Here is a 21,244-nt window from a genome sequence, read left to right on the forward strand (position 1 = left end):
CATGCCTGCCTCACCCGCGAGCCGCCCCGGTCCGACGATCGACGACGAGGCACCGCAGCGCCCCACTCTGGGGCCGGGGCCCGACTCCGAGCTCACGTGGCTGCTGCACCGGGCGGCCCAGCGGATGCACGCACTCGTCGGCGCGGAAGCAGAACGCCACGGACTGACGCTGCGCGACCACATCGTCCTCAGCGCTCTGCACAAGAGCGCCGATCTCACCCAGGTCGAACTCGGGCAAGCCCTCGGGATGGACAAGACGACTCTCACCGCTGAGATCGACCGGCTCGAGCGCATGGAACTCGTCTCACGACGCGTCAACCCGCGAGACCGGCGGGCCCGCATCGTCGCCATCACCCCGAAGGGCGACGCGGTGCGGGCGGCCATCGCCGCCGGCACCGAGGCCGGGGAGGCCGACGCGGTCCGGCCCATCCCGGCGGCCGAGGTCGCACAGCTACGACGGGCCCTCTACTTGATCATCGGCTCGGCCGAAGACCCGGGATCGTGCATCTGAACGCTTCCCCAGACGTGGCCGGCCGCAGCACCGCCGGCCGCCTCGGGTACGCCCGCAACCTCGCCGGGCCGGAGGACGAAGCCCAGAGCATGGTGGCGGCGCGAGCCGGCGCGGTCACCGCCGTCTGGCAGCAGTCCGGCCCCGATATGCCGGGCATGGCGTCACCTCACTGGCGGGCTCCACCAAAGCGCCGGTGGCCAAGTCCTGGCTTCTTCAGCGATCAGCCGGGCACCTCAACCCAGCGAGCGGCCGCGTCGAATGTGTCCGTCGGGGTGGCGTTGAATGCGATCGCCGCCTCGGGCGCATGGCGATGCACCAGGTTGACCACCAGCTCGAACAGTTCCGGCTGATTGCGAACCCCGCCACCAATGACGACGCATTCCCACGGCCGGGCGCGAAGGGCAGTGGTGACGACCGCCTTCACATCGTCGCTGCCGTCGAGGCCGAACAGGCAGAACTCCGCCCCCACGTTGTGCTCGACAAATCGGGCCCGCCCGGCCTCGATCCCGTCCGCGACCGGCTTGGGGTCCCACGGTCCCGGCACCCGATACGGATCCAACCCGATCACCAGCACGCGGGGTGTGAGGGCCGTTGTGTCCACTGTCGAAGACTACGTGGCGTGCTGCGGCGTCCTGCGGAGGCATGTCCGGGCGGTGATCCACACGAGATCGCCGAAGTCGGGGTATCTGAGGCCGGTTGATACCCCCAGATCGGCGAAGTCGAGTCGATCATGCCGCAGGAAACGGTCCAAGATCTCGCTGGTGGCTGCATCCAGCAAACGCGAAAGGCCCCCGGCGCGAACCGGGGGCCTTTCGCGTGGGTCAGGGACGCGGGCCCTGGCCGTTGGTGTGCGGGATGCGCTCGGTGGGGATGACGCCGAGTCGGCCGGCCTTGAAGTCCTCGAAGGCCTGGAGCAGTTCGTCGCGGGTGTTCATGACGAACGGGCCGTACTGCGCCACCGGCTCGCGGATGGGCTGACCGCCCATGATGTAGAGGTCGAGCGCCGGGGTGTTGCTGTCCTGCGTGGCGTTCGCGCTGAAGCGCAGCGCGTTGCCCGGCCCGTGCACCGCGAGCTGGCCGGTGTGGACCGGCCGGCGCTCGGCGCCGACGGTGCCGCGCCCGCCGAGGACGTACACCAGGGCGTTGAAGTTGGGGTTCCAGGGCAGGTCGACCTGCGCGCCGGGCTGAACGGTGACGTGGCTGATGGTGATCGGCGTGAACGTGGAGCCCGGCCCCTTGTGCCCGGCGATCTCACCGGCGATGACCCGGACGAGCGCGCCGCCGTCCTCGGTGGTGAGCAGCGCCGACTCGCGGCCCCGGATGTCCTGGTACTGGGGCGGGTTCATCTTGGCCTTGCGGGGCAGGTTCACCCAGAGCTGCGTGCCGTGGAAGAGGCCGCCGCTCATCACCAGGTGCTCCGGCGGGGCCTCGATGTGCAGCAGGCCACTGCCGGCCGTCATCCACTGGGTGTCGCCGTCGGTGATGGTGCCGCCGCCGCCCTGCGAGTCCTGGTGGTCGAAGACGCCGTCGATGATGTACGTGACGGTCTCGAAGCCGCGGTGCGGATGCCACGGGGTGCCCTTCGGCTCACCCGGCGCGTAGTCGACCTCGCCCATCTGGTCGAGGTGGATGAACGGGTCCAGGTCGGTCGTCGACACCCCGGCGAAGGCCCGGCGGACCGGGAAGCCCTCGCCCTCGAAGCCGCTGGGCGCGGTGGTCACCTTGCGGACCTTGCGGACCGTGGTGGCCTTGTGAAGCTTGGGCAGGCGGGGCAGAACGAGGACGTTGTCAACGGTGATCGCGGGCATCGCGGGGCTCCTTAGCGTGTGGCGTGGGTGTCCGACGTGGTCCCGGCCGCCCGCAGGCGGCGGCCGAGCCGGTCGAAGATCCGGGTGATGCAGGCGACCTCGGCGTCATCGAGGTCGTCCATCAGATGGGTACGCACCGACGCCAGGTGGTGGGGTGCGGCCTCGGTCAGGGTGAGCAGCCCGGCGGCGGTGAGCACGGCTTCGCTGCCGCGCCGATCGTCCGGGCAGGGCTCCTTGCTGACCAGGCCGCGCCGCTGCATCGAGGAGATCTGGTACGTGAGGCGGCTGGGGGAGAAGACCAAACGGCCGGCCAGCTCGCCCATCCGCAGCCGTTGCCCCGGCGCTTCGGAGAGCAGGACCAGCACGTGGTAGTCGGCGAAGCTGAGATCGCTGTCGGCCCGCAGGTCGTCTTCCATCCGGGTGAACAGGCGCTGACTGGCCTCGATGTAGGCGCGCCAGGCGGCCGCTCGGGTGCTGTCCAGGCTCTCTGTCACGACCACGACACTAGCACTAGTTAAAAATTTAACTAGTGGTGTTCAGGGTTGCCTGCGTCACGTCTGTCTGGTTGCAGGCTCGCTTCGTACAGCTTTGAAGAAGGTCGTGGGTAAGCCGGCAGCGGGACCGGCGCGGAGTGTGTCAGACTCCGGCCTCGTGGAACACGTGGAGCTCGCCGCCGACGACCTGCTGTTGCGTCCCTGGCGGGACGCGGACGCCCCGGCGGTGCTCGACGCCCTGCGCGACCCGGCCATCGCCCAGTGGAACCCGCAGGGCGACGGCCCGATCGACGACCAGGTGGCCCTGCTCTGGGTACGTCGCCGGGCTGACTGGTCGGCCGGTGACCACGCCTCGCTGGCGGTGACCGACGCCGGTGACGGCGAACTGCTCGGCTCGGTGTCGCTGCACCACATCCGGCACGGCGACGCCTCGATCGGGTACTGGACGATGCCGGCGGCGCGCGGGCGCGGTGTCGCGACGCGGGCCGTCGCCCGGCTCACCGCGTGGGCGTTCGACGACCTCCGGCTGCACCGGATCGAGCTGTGCCATGCCGTCGCCAACCCGGCGTCCTGCCGGGTCGCCGACCGGGCCGGCTATCGCGCCGAGGGGACGCTACGCGAGTCGTACCGCTACGGCGACGGCCGCCGCTACGACGAGCACCTGCACGCCCGCCTGGCCACCGACCGCTGACAGCCTGGTGTAGAAGGGGCTTCGAAACGCCGAATCTCGCCTGCTTCGTCCTGGTGGGTGAAAGAGTGAACATCGTGACGACGAACCATCCGCCATCTGCGGCGGCAGACTCGGGGTACGCCGCCGCGCTGGACACGGCTGAGCGTCTGCTGGGCTTCCGCTTGGAGCGTTTTCTTGGCGCCACGCCTGGTGAGCCAGCCAACGGCGCAGACTTCAAACGGATCGCGACGGTGCACGCATTTGGCGACGTCTGGCCGCGCACCGAGCACCTGGATACACGGACGCGGGCACTGGTGTCCGTCACCATCGCGGCGACACTCGGCGTCCTGGAGCCCCTCCGTGGTCAGCTCCGCATCGCGCTCAACGCCGGCGCCACCAACGAAGAGATCGTCGAAGTCTTTCTTCAGGTCGCGGCCTACGCTGGCGTAGCACGCGCGTTCGACGGCTACCAGGTCGCGGCCCAGGTCTTCGCAGAAAACGCCGAGCGCTCAGACCCCGGTAAGTGAGGCATTCAGAGGTTGGTGGCGCCGAGACCTTGTTTACCAGGGTCTAAGACTGGCCGGTCAGCCCGAACTACGAGCCGTCTCGGCCCTGCCAGGTCGTCACGCAAGCCTCGTTGCCCTCGATGTCGGCGAGAAGGCGGGAGCGCGGGACGCGGACACGAGTCGGCCGCCGGCCGCCAGCGCGGCCTCGATCCGCCGGGGTGCCTCGTCGTGTGGGACGCAGACATCGAAGTGGATGCGATTCCGGTCCGTGCGTGGCCGATCCATCTGCTGGAACCACATCGCCGGACCCTGCCCCACCGGGTCGACGATCGGATCCTCGGGACCGTCGGCTCCCGCCTCGTCCGCGTAGCCCAGGACGGCCTTCCAGAACGGCCGCACCGCCGCGATGTCGAGCGCGTCGACAGCGATCTCCACGAGCTGGACCGAACGCGGTGCTCCCGTACCGATCTCAGGCTCGGTCCGGTGCCCGAGGTTACGCACGGTGGCGGAGATCCGATGCGCGAGGTCGATGTCGCGGGCGGTGGGCGCCGCCTGATCCATCGACTGGAGGGTCAAAACGACCCGTTCCGACCGCAGATCAGCGCGCAGGTGCCCATCCGCGTCGTCACCGCACTCCGCGACCAGGCGCCCCACCATCTCGACCGCCTCGGCCAGCGAGCCAACGGGCACCGATGTGCGGAGCGCGCCCAGCAAATACCGCCATCCCTGGTCGCTGATCGCGTCCGAGGCCGCCCGCCGGCTCAGCACCTGCTCCATATAGGCATCCTTGCACGCGGCGGCGGTGCCGGTTTGCGGACTGCGGGCCCAGTACGAATATCGTTTACGCCAGCGCGGCCGGTAAATTGACCCCATCGCCGATAGTGGAATTCTCGATATTCTGGCGACGAGCGTTGAGATCGTATGGGGGATATGGGGTGAACGAGGAAGAGGCTCAGAAAAGTACTTCACCTGACAGTTCAGCCGATGTCCCCGACGAAGTCACGTCGCCCCCGGCCGCAGGCGGCAGCGAAGGCCGGCAACCCCGCTCTGCGTCGCGGCCGTGGGAGGCCGTGGCCGCAGTCTCTGCCGCTGCCGGGGTGATCGTGGCGCTCGCCGTCGGCCTGCCGAGTGTTCTGTCGGACAGGTCTGCCGAGTCCGATCGCCCCCCGGCCGCTGTGTCCCCGACGTCGGCCCCGGCGCAGGCGCCGTCGCCCAGCCCTGCACCGCCCGTCACGATCCTCACGCCGACGTCGACAGAGGGCGCCACCGTGGAGTGTGTGAAAGACGCCTGCGCCATCGAGGTGCGCGGCAGGACGCGCGCTGCGGCTGGGCTGCATTCGTATGTGCTGATCGCGCGCGAATGTTGCCCAGGAGACACGCCGCGGTTTTACGTGCAGTGGGATTCCACGAAAGAGGTCCCCGGTGGGGACTGGGTCGCTCTGGCCTATGTTCAAAAGCCGCCCGTCAACGCCACGTTTCAGATCAAGGCGATTCTCACGACCTCCGCCGTCCGGGCGACGCCCGGAGCCGATGACCTCATTGTCTGGTCCGACGACATGGCGGAGGCCGTCGGACTCGTCGCGGAGACGCCGACGCTCACCGTGAAGGTCGCGGACGTCGTCCAGGCGACCGCGTTCTGCGACTGCTCATAGCGGGACGCCAGTTACTCGGTGACCCGGCGCAGGAACGCGGCCAGGTGGCCGGTGGTGCGGTCGATCTTCTCGGTCAGGGTGATGGTCTCGTCGATTCGCCGCCCGGCCTCCTTCTTGCCCCGTACGTAGAGCGAGCAGGCCAGGTCGGAGCAGACGTACGCGCCCACGGAGTTGCCCTGCCGGCCCTCGCGGCCCGCCTTGCGCGCGGTCATCAGCGACACGCCGTCGCCGGTGTGGGTGGTCAGGCAGAAGGAGCACATGCTGCGCCGTGTCCGCCCGGTCTGCTGCGGCGCCACCCGCAGCGCGACCCCGACGGGGCCGTCGTCGGTCTCGGCGACCAGGTACGCCCGCTGCGGCGCGGCGGGGTCCCGCCAGCCGAGGAAGTCGAGGTCGTCCCAGGGGTACGTCTCCAGATCGACCGGTACGGCCATCCGCTTCGCCTCGCCCTGCGTGACGTTGACGAAGGAGGCGCGGATGGCGGGTTCGGTGATGGCTAGCATAGGTTGTAGCCTAGCTCTCCTAGGCAACCGATTAACAAGGCTAGTTTGAGGGGTGTGGCGAGTGGCACGTGCCGGCGTGACGGTCGAGCGGTTGACCCAGGTGGCGGCCGACCTGGCCGACGAGGTGGGCGTGGAGAACGTGACAGTCGCCGCCCTCGCGCGGCACTTCGGGGTGAAGGACGCGAGCCTCTACTTCCACCTCAAGAACGCGCACGACCTGCGCGTCCGAATCGCCCTGCTGGCGCTCGCCGAGCTGGCCGACCACGTCTCCGACGCGCTCGCCGGCCGGGCCGGCAAGGACGCGCTGGTGGCCTTCGCGAACGCGTACCGGGACTATGCGAGGCGGCACCCGGGCCGGTACGCGGCCATGCAGATCGACCTCGATCCCGAGACGGCCGCCGCGAGCGCGGGTATCCGGCACGCGGAGATGACCCGGGCGATTCTGCGCGGCTACCGGCTCGCCGAGCCGGACCAGACCGACGCCATCCGGATGATGCACAGCACGTTCCACGGATTTGTGAGCCTGGAGCGTACCGGCGGTTTCCGCCACACGCCGCGCCCGACGGACGACTCCTGGGCCCGTACCCTCGATGCTCTTGATGCCCTGCTGCGCAACTGGCCGCAACCGTGACGGGCGGGCATGGCCGCCAATGGCCGCCATGCCCGCCCGCGCCTGCCCGACTCCGCGCCCCGGTCAGGACGTCGAGGGCGGCGTGACGTTCACCAGCCAGTCGGTCCCGAACCTGTCGGTGCACCGGCCGTAGCGGGCGCCCCAGGGTGACCGCGCGAACAGCACCGTGACGCTGCCGCCCACGCAGAGCCGCTCCCAGTACCCGGTGAGTTCCGCTTCGTCGTCACCGCCCAGGGTGATCGACGGCGGGCTACCGGTCCCGTCGTCGCCGGGCTTGCGGTCCGAGCCCATCAGCACGATCCCGGACGCTCCCCGGAGAATCACGTGCGCGACCAGATCGTCGGTCGCCGCGTCGTCGGGTCCGTGCAGGTCGCCGAAAGTGGTGATCTGGAGACCGCCGCCGAACACGGACTGGTAGAACCCCATGGCTTCCCGGGCGTTGCCGGCGAAGCTGAGGTACGGGCTCACCCGGGCGGTCATCGGCCGGCCTCGGCGGCGAGCGGACGTCGCGGTGCGGTCCGCTGTCGGAGCAGGACGAACCCCAGCCCCGCCAGGAACCAGGCGGCGAGCACCGCGAGCGGCACCAGCGTGTGCGAGCCGCCGAAGTAGCCGAAGTTGTTCACCGCGCGGACGGCCGCACCCGGCGGAAGCTTCGCCGAGATCGCCTGCGCCCAGCCCGGCAGCAGGTCGACGCCGATCGTCGCACCGCTCGTCGCGTTACCGATGGTGGTGAGGGTGAGCACGGCGAGCGCGATACCGATCGGCCCGAGCCATGCGCCGAGGGCCTTCGTGGTGAAGGCGCTGGCCGCCGACAGCAGGATGAGCGACAGGGCGAGCAGGGGGAACGGCGCCGTCAGTGAGCCGTACACCGGGCCGGCGACCGTGGCCGCGACCACGCCGATCACGACCGCGAACCCGCCCATCGCGTAGAGCCGGTGGCGCAGGCGCACCTTCGCGGTGGCGGCGGTGAGCCCCTGCGCGAGGACGAACGACGAGAGGGTGACCCCGAAGACCACGTAGAAGGCGGACAGCCCGCGACTGTCGTAGCTCGCCAGCGGGACGATGTCGTTCTCCTGGACGGTCATGCCCGCCTGCTTGCCGAGACCGGCGACGAGTTGCCGAGCGGCACCGCTCTCGCTGAACCCGCTCGCGCCGGCGTAGTCGAGGCGCAGGCTGTCGGGCGCGGCCGCGCTGAGAACCGCGACGGCGTCCCCGTCGTGGACCAGGGCGGCACCGTCGTCGACGCTGGTGACCTGGGTTACGGCGACGGCGTCGCCGAACCCGCCGTGGGCGGCGGTGGCCAGTTGCTCGCCGACGACCGCGATCGGCAAGCGGCTCGGTGCGGGATCACGTTGCAGCCCGACGTAGACGGCGATGAACGCCGTACCGATGATCAGCCCGGTGATCACCAGAGAGAGCCAGGCGGCACGCTGGGTGGTGACGGGCGTTTCCCGCTCGGTGGGTGACTCGGATGGCGACGTCATGGGTGCTTCCTCGGGTAGTGTGGTTTGAATGTCCAACCAGATGAACCGTAGCACCCCCGGTTTGAATTCCAAACCAGAGCGGGACACTCTCGCGGTGGCGCTCGACGCGGTCAACGACAGGTGGTCGCTGCACATCGTGCGCGCGCTCGCCTTCGGCGCGTCGCGGTACACCGAGATCCTGCGAGCGGTCGGCGCACCCCGGGACGTCCTCGCCGCCCGGCTGCGGAAACTGGCCGAAACCGGAATCCTGCAGGCCCGTGCCGCCGAGGACGGCAAGGTCGCCGGGTACGAACTCACCCAGAAGGGCCGGGACCTCGGTCAGGTCATCCTCGTACTCAAGCGCTGGGGCGACACCTACAGCGATGCCGACGTGCCCCAGGTCGACTTCATCCACGACGTCTGTGGCGAGGTGTTCGTCGCCGAGGTCCGTTGCCAGGCGTGCGGCCGGCCCCTGAAGTCCGGAGAGCTGTCCCTCGACAAGGAGTCCCCCGCATGCTGACCGACCTCGAACTGGCCGACTGGCGGGAGCGGGTGGCCCGGCTCTACCTGTCCGACGTCGACCTGGCGGGCTTCCGCGCCGGCCGCGACGACCTCTTCGCCACCCACCCGCAGAGCCCCATCCCGCCCGACGAACGGCCCGCCTTCCGGGGCGTGCGGTACTTCCCACCCAACCCGGAGGCCGTGGTCGAAGCGCCGCTACGGCCGGCCAGCGGTGAGCTGAGCATCGACACCGGAGGCCCGGACGGCGTCGTGACGTACCGGCGGGTGGCGGTGGCCGAGACGTCGTGGGGGCCGCTCACGCTGTGGTGGATCGAGGCGTACGGGGGCGGACTGTTCGTGCCGCTGCGCGACGGCACCTGCGGACAGCAGACGTACGGCGGGGGCCGCTACCTCACCGACACGGTGAAGGGCACCTTCGGCCGGGGCGTCGAGCTGCTGCCCGGCGACCGCGTCCGCCTCGACGCTAACTACCTCTACAACCCGAGCTGCGCGTACGACGACCGCTGGGCCTGCCCCCTCGCGCCGTCGGAGAACCGGGTCGACGTCCCGCTGCGCGCCGGCGAGTTGGCGTACCACGACTGACCGGCGAGCGGGAGAACCGGTTACGAACACCGAGCTGACAGCTTCCTGACATGCCTGCGCCAGGGTGGGGCCGAATCGGTCACACGACGGGAAAGAGGCACAGCATGGCGAGGCAGCGCATGGCGTTCCTGGTGTTCGCGGCCGTCATCGTGGCGGCGACCGCCGGATGCGACCCCGGCGGCGCGAAGACCGGTGAAGAACAGCCCGACGTCGCCACCCTCCAGACGGCGACCGCCGCGTCGCCGTCGCGGAGCGCGTCGCCGACCGTCGAGGCGCCGAGGTTCCGCCTCGACGACACCGACGCGGACCGGACCGCGAAGATGAGGCCCTACGACGACTGCCTCAAGCAGCACGGGCTTGACGTCATCGCCATCCGGCAGAAGCGCAAGCCCCCGCTCGGCGACGCCGCCCGGGAGGCCGCCAACAAGGCGTGCGAACCCCTCAACCCGCTCCCACCCTGGGAGGAGGACCCCGCCAACCCGAAGGCCCGCGACTTCACGTACGCCGTGGTCAAGTGCCTGAGGGCGAAGGGCGTGGACGTCGAGCTGTCACCCGACGGAGCGAGCTACGGCTACCGGGGAACACCCGACGACCCGGGCGACGTCGAGAAGGGCATGAGCCTCGCCCTCGTCTGTCGCCGCGAGGTCGCCAAGACCGACTACTAGCTGACCCCCGCCCGGCGCGCGCCGATCTTGCACTTTCGGTCACTGATATGCCCGCTCTGCGCCAATGTGGTAGCGCAGAAAGTGCAAGATCGGCGGCGCGGTGTCGACGGGTCAGCGGGTCAGCGGGTCGTTGCCGGGCGTGAGCCGGGCATCTGCATGCGGCCCAGGAGCTGCCTCGCCTGGTCGGCTAGCTGCGCGTCGACAGTTACCGCGTACTGGCCGGCGCGGAGCGAGCTGGCTGAGGTGAAGTCGCGCTGCCCGCCGGTCATGGCGTGCGCGACCGCGCCGAACACGGCGCCCCAGATCGCGCCGATGACCAGTCCGACCAGGATCACCGCCAGCCAGTTGCCGACGGTGAAGATGCCGAACAGCAGGCCGATGAAGAGCCCGAACCAGGCGCCGGTGCCGGCGCCGAGCAGGGCCGCGCGGCCCGTCGTCATCCGTCCCAGCACCGTCTCGACAAGCGTCAGGTTCGTGCCGACGATGGCGGTGTGCTCCACCGGGAAGCGGTTGTCCGCCAGGTAGTCGACCACCTTCTGCGCGGACGGATAGTCCGGATACGAGCCGATCGTCACGGTGGGTGGGCCACCTTCCGGCCCGTGCCCGTCCGCGCCGGGTGTCGACGGGCGGCCTGCCGGGCCGGACGGAAGCACGTCACCACTGGTTGCGCCGGGCCGCCAGGCGGCGGTCGGCTCCGGGGCTGAGGTCATCAGCATCCTCCCTCGTCAGCCGCCCGGTTTCCCGCAAGTGCCGAGTGGTAACGCCGGGCCGGCGGGCGGGTGCCGCGGCTCGGGAGGCATGCGTGGGGACGGCCCGGGTAGGCAGCCGGGTGCAGACCGCAAAGATCAGCGACCACGGCTTCCTCGCGGACGGCCGCAGCGCGGCTCTGGTGGACCACGCGGGGTCGGTGAACTGGTGGTGCCCGGGTCGGTTCGACGCCCCGTCGGTGTTCGCGCGGCTGATCGGCGAGGACGCCGGGCACTGGTCGATCCGGCCGGAGACCGACGACTTCACCGTCGAACGCAGCTACCTCGACGACACCCTGGTCCTGCGGACCGTCTTCCGCACCGCTGCGGGCGAGGTGGAGTTGACCGACGCGCTCGCCCTGGAACCCGGCGCGCGCGAGCACGACATCGGTTACCGCTCGCCACAGGTGCTGGTCCGCAGCGTGCGGGGCCTCTCCGGCGAGGTGCCGATGCGGGTGCACTACCGGCCCCGGTTCGAGTACGGCCGCACCACGCCGTTCCTCGTCGAGCAGGACGGCGCCCTGGATGCGGTCGGCGGGGCGAGCCGGCTCACCCTGGTCGGCAGCGTGCGGCTGACCTGCGGCGACGGCGAGGCCGCCGCCGCGTTCACCGTCCGCGCCGGCACGACGAACAACTTCACCCTCGGGTACGCCCCGACCTACGACTCGCCCCGGCCACAGGTGCCCGACGCCGACCGGACCATCGCCGACACGGCCGAGGGGTGGCGCTCCTGGGTCCGCAAGCACGAGTACCAGGGGATCTACGCCGAGCATGTGCGACGCAGCGCGCTGATCGTGCAGGGCATGACGTACCGACCCAGCGGCGCGGTGGTCGCCGCCGTGACGACGTCGCTGCCGGAGGAGCTCGGCGGGGACCGGAACTACGACTACCGGTACGTCTGGGTGCGTGATTTCAGCCTGACCCTGCGGGCGCTCTGGCGGACGGCCTGCTTCGACGAGGTGCAGCGGCAGTTCACCTGGCTCGGCCGGGCGATGGGCCGGATCGACGAGGAGCCGGTGCCCATCATGTACGGGGTGCTGGGGGAGCGGGACCTCACCGAACACCGCCTCGACCAGCTCGCCGGCTACCGCGACAGCCCGCCCGTGATGATCGGTAACGACGCGTGGCGGCAGCGCCAGACCGACGTCTTCGGCGAGGCGATGGACGCGGCCTGGCTCATGCGTGACCGGCTGGAACCGTTGGAGCCGGACGTCTACCACCTGCTACGGTCCCTCGCCGACAAGGCGGCCCGGGACTGGCCGCTGCCGGACGCGGGGATGTGGGAGGAGCGCGGGGTCGAACACCACCACGTGTCCTCGAAGGTGCACTGCTGGTCGGCGCTGGACCGGGCGGTCCGCTTCGGCGCCCGACTCGGGGAGCCGCAGGACGTGGCCCGCTGGGCGGCCGCCCGCGACAAGGTCCGTGCCGAGGTGCTGGAACGAGGATGGAGCGAGCGGGTCGGGGCGTACACCGGAAGTTATGAATCCGACGACCTGGATGCGTCGGTGCTGGTGATGCCCCTGGTGGGGTTCCTGCCGGCCGACGACGAGCGGATGCGCTCGACGATCCGTGCCGTGGAGGACAAGCTGTCCCACGACGGCCTGCTGCGACGCTGGGACGGCGACCCGGCGGGGTTCCTCATCTGCTCGTTCTGGCTGGTCTGCTGCCTGGCGCTGGCCGGCGAACGGGACCGGGCGCGCGAGTTGTTCGAGACGCTACTGGCGCGACTCAACGATCTGGGACTGTTCGCCGAGCAGATCGACCCGCTGACCGGGGAGCAGTTGGGCAACTTTCCCCAGGCGTTCTCGCACATCGGTCTGATCAACGCCGCTGGTGTGCTCAGCGACGTCGAAGAGGACTCGGCGCTGCGCAGCCTGGGCATGCCGCCCTCCTTCTTCACCCCGGCGTCGCGCTGAGCACGCGGCCCACGTCCGGGAGATGATGCCGGCATGAGGCTGGTGCTCACGGCGGACACGCATCTCCCCAAGCGGGCCCGGGACCTCCCGGAGCAGTTGTGGACGGCGGTCGAGGCGGCGGACGTCGTGCTGCACGCCGGCGACTGGGTCGACGAGTCGCTGCTCGACGCGATGACCGCCCGCGCGCGACGGCTCGTCGCGGTGTACGGCAACAACGACGGGCCGGCGCTGCGCGCCCGGCTGCCCGAGGTGGCCCGCGTGGACCTCGACGGGCTACGGGTGGCCGTGGTGCACGAGACGGGTCCGCGCACCGGCCGCGAACAGCGGTGCGCGGCCCGTTTCCCCGACGTCGACCTGCTGGTCTTCGGGCACTCGCACATCCCCTGGGACACCGTGGCCCCCAACGGGCTGCGCCTGCTCAACCCCGGGTCGCCCACCGACCGCCGCTCTCAGCCACACGCCACCTACATCGAGGCCGAGACGACCCGGGGGAGCCTTACGTCCGTACGCCTGCATATCCTGCCGCGTCGCTGACCAGCGCGCCTACTGGCCCCGGCCCGTCTCGGCCTGTAGCTCGTCGATCCGCTTGGAGGCCTCGGCCTTGGTCAGGTCGTCCGGGAGCGTCGCGTCCGCCTCCCGGGCCAGCGTGGCCAGGTACGACTCCTGGGCCGCCGTGGGCGGCTCGTCGCCGGTGACCCACTCGTCCGGGTCCTTGATCGCGCCGCGCGGGTCGGCCTGATCGTTGCTACGGTCCGTCATCCTCATCACCCTTTCTTCGAACAGGTGTGCCAGTACCCCGATTACCGCCGGTTCATGCCCCCGGACGACGCCTACGATCATCGGATGAGCGTTGACTCGGCGGGCGTGCTGGTGGTCGGGGCGGGCATCGCCGGGGTGGCGTGCGCCGTGGAGCTGACCCGCGCCGGGGTGCCGGTGCGGGTGCGCGAGCGGGGGCACGTCAGTGGCGGCCGGATGGCCAGCAAACGCTTCGACGGTCGCCCCGCCGACATCGGCGCCGCGTACTTCACGGCCAGCGACCCGGACTTCGCCGCCGTGGTCGACGAGTGGCGTGCCGCCGGCCTGGTCCGCGAGTGGACCGACACCTTCTGGGCGTACGACACGAACGGCCGGCACGAGGTGCCCGGCCCGCTGCGCTACGCCGCCCCGCGCGGGCTGCGGTCGCTCGTCGAACACCTGGCCCGTTCGGTGCCGGTGACCGTCGACCGGTTGGTGCTCGCCGTGGAACCCGGGCCGACGGTCGACGGCGAGGCGTACGACGCGGTCGCCCTGGCGATGCCGGGACCACAGGCGGCCCTGCTGCTCGATCCGGCCCTGGCCGACGCCACCCGCGTCGTGCAGGCGCAGACCTGGTCGCCGACCCTCGCCGCGGTGCTGCGCTTCGGTTCCCGGCGCTGGCCGACCTTCCGTGGCGCGTTCGTCAACGACCATCCGGTGCTCAGTCTCGTCTGCGACGACGGCGACCGGCGGGGCGACGACACGCCGGTGCTGGTCGCGCACACCGTGCCGGAGTTCGCCGCCGGGCACCTGGCCCAGCCCAGCGCCGCCGGGCCGGCGATCGAGCAGGCCGTCCGGGACCTGCTCGGTCTGCCCGACGAGGCCGCCGACGTGCACGTGCACCGCTGGACGTACGCCAAGCCGACCGGCGAACCCACCGACGTCACCCACCACCTCGACGCCGACGGGATCGGCCTGGCCGGCGACGCGTTCGGCGCACCCCGTGTGCAGAGCGCCTGGCGCTCCGGCCGGGACCTCGGTCACGCGCTCGTCTCCCGCCTCGGCTGAGGAGTCCCGGCGCGCTCAGGAGTGCCCGGCGACGGCCACCGGCCGGGCCTCGGACTCGGACGGGTCCTCGGTGCGCTCGCCCTCGCGGTCCAGCAGTTGCATCACCGGGGTCGCGGCGACGCCGTGCACCACCACGGACACGAGCACCACCAGCCCGACGGTGGCCCACAGCAACTCTGCCTGCGGGAAGTCCGCCTTCGTGGTGGCGTACGCCAGGTAGTAGAACGAGCCCACCCCACGGATGCCGAACAGCGAGATCACCCAGTGCTCCGCCGGACGACCGGGCGCGCCGCGCAGCGACAACCAGCCGACGACCGGCCGGATCAGGAAGACCAGCGCCAGCCCGACGGCCGCCGCCGGCCAGGTCAGCGGCGCGAGCAGGCCGCCCACGATCGCGCCGCCGAGCAGCAGCAACAGCACCAGGGTGAGCAGCCGCTCGACCTGCTCGGCGAAGTCGTGCAGCACCGAGTGGAACTCGTGGGTCCGCTCGGCGGCCCGGATGGCCCGCGCGGCCACGAAAACCGCCAGGAAGCCGTACCCGCCGGCCACCTCCACCAGCCCGTACGCGAGGAACGTGGCGGCCAGCGCCAGGAACCCCTCGGCGTGCCGGGCCAGCCGCAACTCGCTGGGCGCCCGGAAGAACAGCTTGCCGAGCAGCCAGCCGATGAGCAGGCCGCCGCCCACCCCGACGCCGACCTTCCAGAGCACGTCGACGGTGAACCACTCGGCCATCCACGCGCGCGGGGCGAGGCTGGTCGAGGCGATGGCGATGGCCGCGTAGACGAAGGGGAACGCCAGCCCGTCGTTGAGGCCGGCCTCCGAGGTCAGGGCGAAGCGGACCTCGTCCTCGGAGTCCTCCACATCGGTCGGCTCGCCGACCTGCACGTCTGCGGCGAGCACCGGGTCGGTCGGGGCCAGCGCGGCGGCCAGCAGCAGCGCCGCCGCCGGCACCAGACCGGCCCACCACCAGCCGAGCAGCGCCACCGCCGCGATGCACACCGGCATCGCGATGGCCAGCAGTCGCCAGGTGGAGGACCACCGGGCCCAGCTCAACGGTCGGTCGATCTTCAACCCGGCGCCCATCAGGGCGACGATCACGCCGATCTCGGTGAGGTGGGTGGCCAGCTCGGGATGGGCCAGCGGGTCCGGCGTGGGCAGTTCGATCGGAAGGAGGAAGACCAGCATGCCGAGGGCGAGGAACGCGATCGGCATGGACAGCGGTCGGCGCTCCAACACCCGGGGCAGAATGCCCGCGAGCAGGGCGCCCACGCCCACCAACGCGAACGCCACATCTACCGGCTCCACGGACACCACCCTCTCGCCGCACCCGCACGGTGCGGGCAGGTGGCCACAGACCATGCCCCGCGAGACTGGTGGCTATGCGTGTCGACCCGGACGAACCGGAGTGGGGCTCACCTCGGGCGGGTGAGGGGGGAGTCCGCCAGCTCGGCCAGCAGCGCGGCCGGGTCGTCGTACACCGCCACCGCGCCGGCGCCGGCGAGTTCGCCGCGGCTCGTGCCGCCGCAGGTCAACCCGACGCACGGGATGTCGAGCTTGCCGGCCGCCGCGACGTCCCACACCGAGTCGCCGACGAAGACGACCCGCTCGGCGGCCAGCCCCGACTGATCGAGCGCCGCTTCGAGAATGTCCGGCGCGGGCTTGCTCTCCTTGGCGTCGGCCGACGACGTGACGGTGTCCACCACGTCGTCCGCGTTCAGTGCCCGGCGCAGCGCGCCCACCTCGTGCTCGGCGGCGGAGGTGGCGAGCACCACCCGCAACCCGCGCTCGGCGCAGGCGCGCAGCAGGTCCGCCGCCCGGGGCAGCGGCGTCAGCCGTTCCCAGTACTCGGTGTAGAGGGTGTCGTGCGCCTCGCGCAGCTTCGGATCCTCGTCGCGGTCCCGCTCCGGGCCGAGCAGGTGATCCAGCAGCTTGTCCGAGCCCATGCCGATCGAGCGGTGCACGGTCGCCATCGGTACCGGCCGGTCGGCTTGGCGCAGCGCCTCCCACCAGCTCACCGTGTGCAGGTACGTGGTGTCGACGAGCGTTCCGTCGACGTCGAAGAGCACCCCTTGGGGTTGTTCGTTGGCCATGGCCGCACTCCTACCCCTTCGGCGATCGGCTGACTCGCCCCGCACGGGTCGGTGGGTACGACTCAGTGTGGTTCGGCCGGTGGGACGAGGATCTCGAACCAGACCGTCGAACCGCGCACCGACGGATCGGTGCCCCAAGCGTCACTCAGCTCCTCGATCAGGCCCAGTCCACGCCCGCGACTGCTCAACGTGTCGGTACGGGCCCGGGTCACGGTGCCCCGGGTGCCGGAATCGGCGACCGAGACCAGCAGCCGCTCGGGGCTCAGGTCGATCTCCACCCGGGCGGCCGTGCCGGCGTGCAGCAACGCGTTGGTCGTCAGCTCGCTGGTGCACAGCACCGCCGCCCCGATCACCGACTCGGGCACCTGCCACTCGGTGAGTTGACCGGTCATCCAGTGCCGGACCCGGCTCGGCGCGGTCGGCTCCGCCGGCATCTCCATCGCCGTCGACCGGCTCGGCTTGAGGGCGTGCTCGACCGCCAGCACCGCCACGTCGTCCTCGGTACCGCCGGCCACCGCCGCGGTCGCCACCGCGCAGAGGGCACGAGGGTCGCTGGTACCGGCCTTGGCCACCGCGTCGCCGAGGGCGTCCATCCCGGCGCTCAGGCTCTGCCTGCGCCGCTCCACCACGCCGTCGCTGAACAGCAGCAGGGTGTCGCCGGGCGGGAACGCGACGGTGACGGTGGTCGGTCGTCCGCCCAGTCCCAGCGGGGGAGCGGCCGGCACCTGCACGTACTCGGCGTGCGTGCGGCCGTCGGGCGCGCACCGGCGGATCAGGGGAGCGGGATGACCGGCGCTGGCCAGGGTCAGTTCCCGCCGCTCGGCGTCGATGACCCCGAACGCCACGGTGACGAACAGTTCGTGGCTGCCGGCCTCCGCGCCGAGGCTGGTCACCAACCGGTCCAGACGGGTCAGCACCGCGTCCGGCGCCGGATCGGCCAGGGCCAGCGCGCGCAGGGCCGCCCGCACCTGCCCCATCCGTGCCGCCGCCTGGACGTCGTGCCCGGCGACGTCGCCCAACACCACGCCGAGCGCGCCGGTGGGCAGCAGGAACGCGTCGTAGAAGTCGCCGCCGGCAGCGTTGCCGTCGACCCCGGGGTCGTAGCGGGCCGCGATCCGCAGCCGGGGCAGGTCGGGCAGGTGCTCGGGCAGCATGCTGCGTTGCAGCAACTGGGCGGTGCCGTGCTGGGTCTCGAACCGCCGCGCCCGCTCGGCGGCCTGGCCGATCAGCTCCGCCGCCGCGGCGAGCAGCGCGCGCTCGGCGGCCGACCAGGAGTGTGCGCCCTGGTAGCCGACCGTCAGCCCGCCCCGAACCACCGACGTGCCCAGCGGGAGCGTGGCCATCGAGCGGATCTTCTCGTCATGCCGGTCCACGGCGGTCTCGCGCAGCGGCTGGCCGTCGCGGATGAACCGGGCCTCGCCCGACCGGGCGGCCAGCGCGACGGGACCTTCCCAGTCGGCCGGCGCCCGCCGCCACAGCGGAGGCAGCCGCTCGTCTGCCTCGTCCATCAACTCGCCGCGCACCCGACGCACCATCCGCCAGCCGCCGCCACCCTCGTCGACCACGAACGCCACCCGGTCGGCGTCGAACATTCCGATGGTGTGGCGCAGCGCGACCCGGGCCACGTCGTCGAGGGTGAGGGTGCCGGCGAGCGCGGCGGCCACCTCGCTGAGACTCTGCAACTGCTCGGTGACGTGAGTGGTTTCGGCGGCCACCGTCAGGATTCCGACGATCTGCCCGTCGCTGTCGCGTACGGCCGAGTGACTGCGGGTGAAGACCACCTGTTCGGCACCGCCGTTCTCCCCGATCAGGGGGAGCGTGGACTCCTTCTCCAGGAACGGCACACCCTGGCGGTAGGCGCGCTCGATCGCGTCACCGAAGCCGGGCAGGTCCCAGACCTCGGCGTGGACCTCGGCGGCGGGTCGACCGAGGGCGGTCGGATGCTTGCTCCCCAGCAACTCGGCGTAGCCGTCGTTGTAGAGCAGGACCAGGTCGTCGCCGTACGCCAGCGCCATCGGCATCGGCGAGGCGAGGATCAGCCCCACCACGGCCCGGACCGCCGCGTCCCACCCCTCAGGTGGGCCGAGCGCGGTGGCGGACCAGTCGTGGGCGAGCACGGCTGCCGCGCCGGGGCCGGTGGATGCGCCGGGGGCCGGAATTGATGGCGTGGGGACTCGCCCGACCGTTCCTGGCATGTTCGCAGCCTAGCCGGCCGTCGCTCAGCCGCATCCGATCATGTGCGCGGGTCGCCGACACCCCCGGCGCGGTTGCTGTTCGGGCAGGTCAAGGCCCCTGTTTGTCGACTTGTCGGAAAAATGGCAGTGAGCCGCCCGGACTGCCGTACCGGTGGCCGGGTATGCGCCCGGCGCAGTCCACGCGACAGGAGGGACATCATGCTGAAAACCCTCGCGGTGCGGCAGGCCGACATCGGCGACGCCATCGCCGACACCTGGAGGTCGGTGCTGCTCTTCATCCCGAAGGCAGTGGCCTTCATCGTCATCCTCGTGGTCGGCTGGCTTATCGCCAGAGCGGTCCTCAAGATCGTGGATGCGGTGCTGGAACGGGTGCGCTTCGACGAAGCGGTAGAACGCGGAGGCATCAAACGGGCACTTGAGAGAACGAAGTACGACGCCAGCGACATCCTGGCCAGGTTGGCGTACTACGCCGTCCTGCTGTTCACCCTGCAGTTCGCCTTCGGAGTCTGGGGGCCCAACGCGATCAGTGACCTGATCCGCGGTGTGGTGGCCTGGCTGCCGCGCGCGTTCATCGCGATCGTCATCGTGGTGGTCGCGGCCGCCATCGCCAACGCCGTCCGGGATCTGGTCACCGGGGCGCTGGGCGGACTCTCGTACGGCAAGGTCCTGGCGGACCTGACGGCGATCTTCATCATCGCGCTCGGCGTGATCGCCGCCCTGAACCAGGTGGGTATCGCCACCACGGTCACCACTCCGGTGTTGATCGCGGTCCTCGCAACGGTCGCCGGCATCCTGATCGTCGGCGTCGGCGGTGGCCTGGTCAAGCCGATGCAGAACCGCTGGGACGGCTGGCTGGACCGGGCCGCCCGGGAAGCCCAGGCGGTGCAGGAGCACCGGCGGGCCGCCTCGGCGGGGCGCGGCGACATGGAGCGGCAGATGGCCGACCGTGGCGGCGACCGGACCCAGGCCATGCCCCGGGTCGACGAGCAGTCGACGGTGGCCGGCGGACGTGGCACGTACCAGTCCGGAGCGGCCGACGAAACCCAGCAGTACCGCCCGTAACGGGGCGTGATCGTGCGAGGGAGGGCGTCCACGCGGCTCGCGTGGGCGCCCTCCGCGTGCTCAGGAACGGTCGAGCGAGCGGGCCAGCGCGCAGACGGCGACCAGCCGGGCCAGCGGCCACTCCGGCGCGCTCCAGTCCACCGACCCGCGCGGTGGGGCCCACCCGTGCTCCAGGGCGGCGTCGCGTACCCCCTCGGCGTAGCCGGCGAGCGCCGCGGCCGTCAACGGCCGGCGGTCACCGTCCAGGCTGTCGCGGACGGCGGCGGCGTGCTGGTCGACCAGCGCCAGCAGCCCGGGACGCGCGGCGGCGGCCGCGAGGCCGGCGGTGCCCACGGTGACGGTGAGGGCGGCCAGGGTGGACCGCGCCGACTCGACGGCGGTCGGGGAGGCGACCCGGTTGAACGGCACACGCATGGTGACCGAGGCTAACCGACCGGTGATCGACCGACCTCGGCCGCTCGGTGCTTGTGGGTTGTGCCACCGGACGAGCGACGCTGGCCGCGAGGGTTGATCCGGCACAGACGGGGCACCAGGCACTGGACGACGCAGGACGGCGCAGAGTGTGGGAGCGGCGATGGGGCAGCGGGCGGACGGGCCGGACGAGCAGCACCGGCGGCCGGCCGGGGTGAGCGACGAGACGGTCGCCGCGCTGGGCAAGCTCAGCGAGGCGTTGGAGTGCGTCGAACGGGCCCGCGGACACCTGTACTCGCTGCACCAGCTCATCGGGCACGCCGACCTGATGCTCGACGACGCGATCGAGACGTTCCGCGCGGCCGGGCACCACCGGATCGCCGAGCGGATCGACACCGAGCTGCTGGGCCGCAACGTGATCGCCGGCCGGTGGACCTTCCAGATCGTCGAGGACTTCGACGACGGCTACCACGCGCTGTTCCGGGAGCTGGACCAGCAGGCCCGCGACGAACTGGTGGGCGGGCGGCGACACCTTTACGAGGCGGAGATGAAGGAGCGCCGCCGCACCCGGGGCCAGCCGGGGCACGAGGCCCGCCCGGACTGACACTGGACTGGCGGACGCGAATGATGGGGCCTGATGGGCCGGTCCCCGTCATTCACCAGGAGCGTTCGTGGCCCTGGCCGCCGGACTGTTGCGCCGCTTCGGCTGGTGATCGACCGGGCCAGCCAGGACCTGGGCTGGGAGGGCGCGACCCACGGCACCAGCCTTACCCCCGACCGCACGCTGAAGATCGAGCCGGGCGAGACCGAGGTGGTCGCGAGGCTGTTCGTCGCCGTCCCGGCGACGACGTTCGCCGGCACGGTGGGGGCGTCGGAGCCGTGGTTGGCCCGCGTCGAGCCGCCGGCGGTCGGGGTGAACGGTCGGGGCCGGGGCGCTGAGCGGCGGCGGTCGTGCTGGTGTGGGGGGTTGGGGGGGGGGGGTGTGTTTGGATTGGCCCCCCACGCGCACCCCCGGGG

26 protein-coding genes and 1 pseudogene are annotated in these 21,244 nt (G+C 71.4%); 14 read left to right on the forward strand and 13 right to left on the reverse strand.

Features of this window, described 5'->3' with window-relative positions:
* Nucleotide 1: 1 nt before the first annotated feature.
* Complete coding sequence (locus AB0J36_RS18460; protein WP_357173395.1) at nucleotides 2-511, forward strand: MarR family winged helix-turn-helix transcriptional regulator; 510 nt, start codon at nucleotides 2-4, stop codon at nucleotides 509-511.
* Nucleotides 512-731: 220 nt separating this feature from the next.
* On the opposite strand, the gene AB0J36_RS18465 is transcribed toward AB0J36_RS18460, so the two are convergent.
* From AB0J36_RS18465 to AB0J36_RS18475, 3 genes are all read right to left on the reverse strand, one after another.
* Nucleotides 732-1,112, reverse strand: a complete 381-nt coding sequence (locus AB0J36_RS18465) for a hypothetical protein (RefSeq protein ID WP_357119819.1) — start codon at nucleotides 1,110-1,112, stop codon at nucleotides 732-734.
* 220 nt (nucleotides 1,113-1,332) lie between these two features.
* Complete coding sequence (locus tag AB0J36_RS18470; protein ID WP_357173398.1) at nucleotides 1,333-2,319, reverse strand: pirin family protein; 987 nt, start codon at nucleotides 2,317-2,319, stop codon at nucleotides 1,333-1,335.
* An 11-nt stretch (nucleotides 2,320-2,330) separates the two neighbouring features.
* Nucleotides 2,331-2,813 (reverse strand): MarR family transcriptional regulator, encoded by a 483-nt coding sequence (locus AB0J36_RS18475; RefSeq protein ID WP_363660904.1) that lies wholly within the window; start codon nucleotides 2,811-2,813, stop codon nucleotides 2,331-2,333.
* A 157-nt stretch (nucleotides 2,814-2,970) separates the two neighbouring features.
* Here AB0J36_RS18475 and AB0J36_RS18480 point away from each other — a divergent pair, with 157 nt between their 5' ends.
* Together AB0J36_RS18480 and AB0J36_RS18485 are read left to right on the forward strand one after the other, a co-directional pair.
* Complete coding sequence (locus AB0J36_RS18480; protein ID WP_357173401.1) at nucleotides 2,971-3,504, forward strand: GNAT family protein; 534 nt, start codon at nucleotides 2,971-2,973, stop codon at nucleotides 3,502-3,504.
* Between the two features lie 65 nt (nucleotides 3,505-3,569).
* Nucleotides 3,570-4,010 carry a carboxymuconolactone decarboxylase family protein gene (locus AB0J36_RS18485; protein WP_357119807.1) on the forward strand — a complete coding sequence of 147 codons (441 nt, stop codon included), beginning with the start codon at nucleotides 3,570-3,572 and terminating at the stop codon, nucleotides 4,008-4,010.
* Between the two features lie 96 nt (nucleotides 4,011-4,106).
* Here AB0J36_RS18485 and AB0J36_RS18490 read toward each other — a convergent pair whose 3' ends face one another.
* Entirely contained in the window at nucleotides 4,107-4,766 is a 660-nt protein-coding gene (locus tag AB0J36_RS18490) for a VOC family protein (RefSeq protein WP_363660905.1), read from the reverse strand.
* A gap of 158 nt (nucleotides 4,767-4,924) precedes the next feature.
* Here AB0J36_RS18490 and AB0J36_RS18495 point away from each other — a divergent pair, with 158 nt between their 5' ends.
* The gene (locus AB0J36_RS18495) at nucleotides 4,925-5,641 is read left to right on the forward strand and encodes a hypothetical protein (RefSeq protein WP_363660906.1); all 717 of its coding nucleotides are present in this window, start codon (nucleotides 4,925-4,927) and stop codon (nucleotides 5,639-5,641) included.
* Nucleotides 5,642-5,652: 11 nt separating this feature from the next.
* On the opposite strand, the gene AB0J36_RS18500 is transcribed toward AB0J36_RS18495, so the two are convergent.
* Entirely contained in the window at nucleotides 5,653-6,141 is a 489-nt protein-coding gene (locus AB0J36_RS18500; protein ID WP_357119799.1) for an FBP domain-containing protein, read from the reverse strand.
* A 61-nt stretch (nucleotides 6,142-6,202) separates the two neighbouring features.
* Here AB0J36_RS18500 and AB0J36_RS18505 point away from each other — a divergent pair, with 61 nt between their 5' ends.
* Nucleotides 6,203-6,772 carry a WHG domain-containing protein gene (locus AB0J36_RS18505; protein WP_357119796.1) on the forward strand — a complete coding sequence of 190 codons (570 nt, stop codon included), beginning with the start codon at nucleotides 6,203-6,205 and terminating at the stop codon, nucleotides 6,770-6,772.
* A gap of 63 nt (nucleotides 6,773-6,835) precedes the next feature.
* Here the strand turns inward: AB0J36_RS18505 and AB0J36_RS18510 are convergent, their stop codons facing one another.
* A complete protein-coding gene (locus AB0J36_RS18510) occupies nucleotides 6,836-7,252 on the reverse strand; it encodes a VOC family protein (protein ID WP_357393129.1) in 417 nt (138 codons plus the stop codon).
* Nucleotides 7,249-8,256, reverse strand: a complete 1,008-nt coding sequence (locus tag AB0J36_RS18515) for a hypothetical protein (RefSeq protein ID WP_357393127.1) — start codon at nucleotides 8,254-8,256, stop codon at nucleotides 7,249-7,251. Before AB0J36_RS18515 ends, AB0J36_RS18510 begins: the two co-directional genes overlap by 4 nt.
* Before the next feature lie 61 nt (nucleotides 8,257-8,317).
* Between AB0J36_RS18515 and AB0J36_RS18520 the strand changes: the two genes are divergently transcribed.
* The 3 genes from AB0J36_RS18520 (at nucleotide 8,318) to AB0J36_RS18530 (ending at nucleotide 10,004) form a co-directional block, all read left to right on the forward strand.
* A complete protein-coding gene (locus AB0J36_RS18520; protein WP_357119787.1) occupies nucleotides 8,318-8,755 on the forward strand; it encodes a helix-turn-helix domain-containing protein in 438 nt (145 codons plus the stop codon).
* Nucleotides 8,752-9,339: a DUF1684 domain-containing protein gene (locus AB0J36_RS18525; RefSeq protein ID WP_357120762.1), complete on the forward strand. Its 588-nt coding sequence runs from the start codon at nucleotides 8,752-8,754 to the stop codon at nucleotides 9,337-9,339. Before AB0J36_RS18520 ends, AB0J36_RS18525 begins: the two co-directional genes overlap by 4 nt.
* Before the next feature lie 104 nt (nucleotides 9,340-9,443).
* The gene (locus tag AB0J36_RS18530) at nucleotides 9,444-10,004 is read left to right on the forward strand and encodes a hypothetical protein (protein WP_357393125.1); all 561 of its coding nucleotides are present in this window, start codon (nucleotides 9,444-9,446) and stop codon (nucleotides 10,002-10,004) included.
* 119 nt (nucleotides 10,005-10,123) lie between these two features.
* On the opposite strand, the gene AB0J36_RS18535 is transcribed toward AB0J36_RS18530, so the two are convergent.
* Nucleotides 10,124-10,714, reverse strand: coding sequence for a general stress protein (locus tag AB0J36_RS18535; protein WP_357119781.1), 591 nt, complete (start codon nucleotides 10,712-10,714; stop codon nucleotides 10,124-10,126).
* A 119-nt stretch (nucleotides 10,715-10,833) separates the two neighbouring features.
* Here AB0J36_RS18535 and AB0J36_RS18540 point away from each other — a divergent pair, with 119 nt between their 5' ends.
* Both AB0J36_RS18540 and AB0J36_RS18545 read left to right on the forward strand, forming a co-directional pair.
* Nucleotides 10,834-12,666, forward strand: coding sequence for a glycoside hydrolase family 15 protein (locus AB0J36_RS18540; protein WP_357173418.1), 1,833 nt, complete (start codon nucleotides 10,834-10,836; stop codon nucleotides 12,664-12,666).
* Between the two features lie 33 nt (nucleotides 12,667-12,699).
* Nucleotides 12,700-13,200: a metallophosphoesterase gene (locus tag AB0J36_RS18545; RefSeq protein WP_357173421.1), complete on the forward strand. Its 501-nt coding sequence runs from the start codon at nucleotides 12,700-12,702 to the stop codon at nucleotides 13,198-13,200.
* Between the two features lie 9 nt (nucleotides 13,201-13,209).
* Here the strand turns inward: AB0J36_RS18545 and AB0J36_RS18550 are convergent, their stop codons facing one another.
* Nucleotides 13,210-13,425, reverse strand: a complete 216-nt coding sequence (locus AB0J36_RS18550; protein ID WP_357119772.1) for a DUF3072 domain-containing protein — start codon at nucleotides 13,423-13,425, stop codon at nucleotides 13,210-13,212.
* 105 nt (nucleotides 13,426-13,530) lie between these two features.
* On the opposite strand from AB0J36_RS18550, the gene AB0J36_RS18555 reads away from it, so the two are divergent.
* Nucleotides 13,531-14,469, forward strand: coding sequence for an FAD-dependent oxidoreductase (locus AB0J36_RS18555; RefSeq protein WP_357393206.1), 939 nt, complete (start codon nucleotides 13,531-13,533; stop codon nucleotides 14,467-14,469).
* A 15-nt stretch (nucleotides 14,470-14,484) separates the two neighbouring features.
* Here the strand turns inward: AB0J36_RS18555 and AB0J36_RS18560 are convergent, their stop codons facing one another.
* The 3 genes from AB0J36_RS18560 to AB0J36_RS18570 all read right to left on the reverse strand — a co-directional run bounded on the left by AB0J36_RS18560 (nucleotide 14,485) and on the right by AB0J36_RS18570 (nucleotide 18,754).
* Nucleotides 14,485-15,774, reverse strand: a complete 1,290-nt coding sequence (locus AB0J36_RS18560; protein WP_357119769.1) for a cation:proton antiporter — start codon at nucleotides 15,772-15,774, stop codon at nucleotides 14,485-14,487.
* A gap of 107 nt (nucleotides 15,775-15,881) precedes the next feature.
* Entirely contained in the window at nucleotides 15,882-16,559 is a 678-nt protein-coding gene (locus AB0J36_RS18565; RefSeq protein ID WP_355053431.1) for an HAD family hydrolase, read from the reverse strand.
* 62 nt (nucleotides 16,560-16,621) lie between these two features.
* Nucleotides 16,622-18,754: an ATP-binding SpoIIE family protein phosphatase gene (locus tag AB0J36_RS18570; protein ID WP_357393123.1), complete on the reverse strand. Its 2,133-nt coding sequence runs from the start codon at nucleotides 18,752-18,754 to the stop codon at nucleotides 16,622-16,624.
* A gap of 198 nt (nucleotides 18,755-18,952) precedes the next feature.
* Here AB0J36_RS18570 and AB0J36_RS18575 point away from each other — a divergent pair, with 198 nt between their 5' ends.
* A complete protein-coding gene (locus tag AB0J36_RS18575) occupies nucleotides 18,953-19,816 on the forward strand; it encodes a hypothetical protein (RefSeq protein WP_357119761.1) in 864 nt (287 codons plus the stop codon).
* 60 nt (nucleotides 19,817-19,876) lie between these two features.
* Here the strand turns inward: AB0J36_RS18575 and AB0J36_RS18580 are convergent, their stop codons facing one another.
* A complete protein-coding gene (locus AB0J36_RS18580) occupies nucleotides 19,877-20,230 on the reverse strand; it encodes a DUF6401 family natural product biosynthesis protein (RefSeq protein WP_357119758.1) in 354 nt (117 codons plus the stop codon).
* A 160-nt stretch (nucleotides 20,231-20,390) separates the two neighbouring features.
* On the opposite strand from AB0J36_RS18580, the gene AB0J36_RS18585 reads away from it, so the two are divergent.
* Both AB0J36_RS18585 and AB0J36_RS18590 read left to right on the forward strand, forming a co-directional pair.
* On the forward strand, nucleotides 20,391-20,831 hold the full coding sequence (locus AB0J36_RS18585; RefSeq protein WP_357119755.1) for a hypothetical protein: 441 nt from the start codon (nucleotides 20,391-20,393) through the stop codon (nucleotides 20,829-20,831).
* A 99-nt stretch (nucleotides 20,832-20,930) separates the two neighbouring features.
* A pseudogene (locus AB0J36_RS18590) lies at nucleotides 20,931-21,128 on the forward strand (hypothetical protein); the annotation flags it as partial.
* Nucleotides 21,129-21,244 lie beyond the last annotated feature (116 nt).

It is taken from the genome of Micromonospora sp. NPDC049662, from assembly GCF_040675055.1.
GTDB lineage: Bacteria > Actinomycetota > Actinomycetes > Mycobacteriales > Micromonosporaceae > Micromonospora.

Bases quoted from the DNA above. Each gene is read 5' to 3' on its own strand.
- AB0J36_RS18460 (WP_357173395.1), top strand. From the start codon at position 2: ATGCCTGCCTCACCCGCGAGCCGCCCCGGTCCGACGATCGACGACGAG.
- AB0J36_RS18470 (WP_357173398.1), bottom strand. From the start codon at position 2,319: ATGCCCGCGATCACCGTTGACAACGTCCTCGTTCTGCCCCGCCTGCCC.
- AB0J36_RS18490 (WP_363660905.1), bottom strand. From the start codon at position 4,766: ATGGAGCAGGTGCTGAGCCGGCGGGCGGCCTCGGACGCGATCAGCGAC.
- AB0J36_RS18500 (WP_357119799.1), bottom strand. From the start codon at position 6,141: ATGCTAGCCATCACCGAACCCGCCATCCGCGCCTCCTTCGTCAACGTC.
- AB0J36_RS18510 (WP_357393129.1), bottom strand. From the start codon at position 7,252: ATGACCGCCCGGGTGAGCCCGTACCTCAGCTTCGCCGGCAACGCCCGG.
- AB0J36_RS18515 (WP_357393127.1), bottom strand. From the start codon at position 8,256: ATGACGTCGCCATCCGAGTCACCCACCGAGCGGGAAACGCCCGTCACC.
- AB0J36_RS18530 (WP_357393125.1), top strand. From the start codon at position 9,444: ATGGCGAGGCAGCGCATGGCGTTCCTGGTGTTCGCGGCCGTCATCGTG.
- AB0J36_RS18535 (WP_357119781.1), bottom strand. From the start codon at position 10,714: ATGACCTCAGCCCCGGAGCCGACCGCCGCCTGGCGGCCCGGCGCAACC.
- AB0J36_RS18545 (WP_357173421.1), top strand. From the start codon at position 12,700: ATGAGGCTGGTGCTCACGGCGGACACGCATCTCCCCAAGCGGGCCCGG.
- AB0J36_RS18550 (WP_357119772.1), bottom strand. From the start codon at position 13,425: ATGACGGACCGTAGCAACGATCAGGCCGACCCGCGCGGCGCGATCAAG.
- AB0J36_RS18565 (WP_355053431.1), bottom strand. From the start codon at position 16,559: ATGGCCAACGAACAACCCCAAGGGGTGCTCTTCGACGTCGACGGAACG.
- AB0J36_RS18570 (WP_357393123.1), bottom strand. From the start codon at position 18,754: ATGCCAGGAACGGTCGGGCGAGTCCCCACGCCATCAATTCCGGCCCCC.
- AB0J36_RS18575 (WP_357119761.1), top strand. From the start codon at position 18,953: ATGCTGAAAACCCTCGCGGTGCGGCAGGCCGACATCGGCGACGCCATC.
- AB0J36_RS18580 (WP_357119758.1), bottom strand. From the start codon at position 20,230: ATGCGTGTGCCGTTCAACCGGGTCGCCTCCCCGACCGCCGTCGAGTCG.
- AB0J36_RS18585 (WP_357119755.1), top strand. From the start codon at position 20,391: ATGGGGCAGCGGGCGGACGGGCCGGACGAGCAGCACCGGCGGCCGGCC.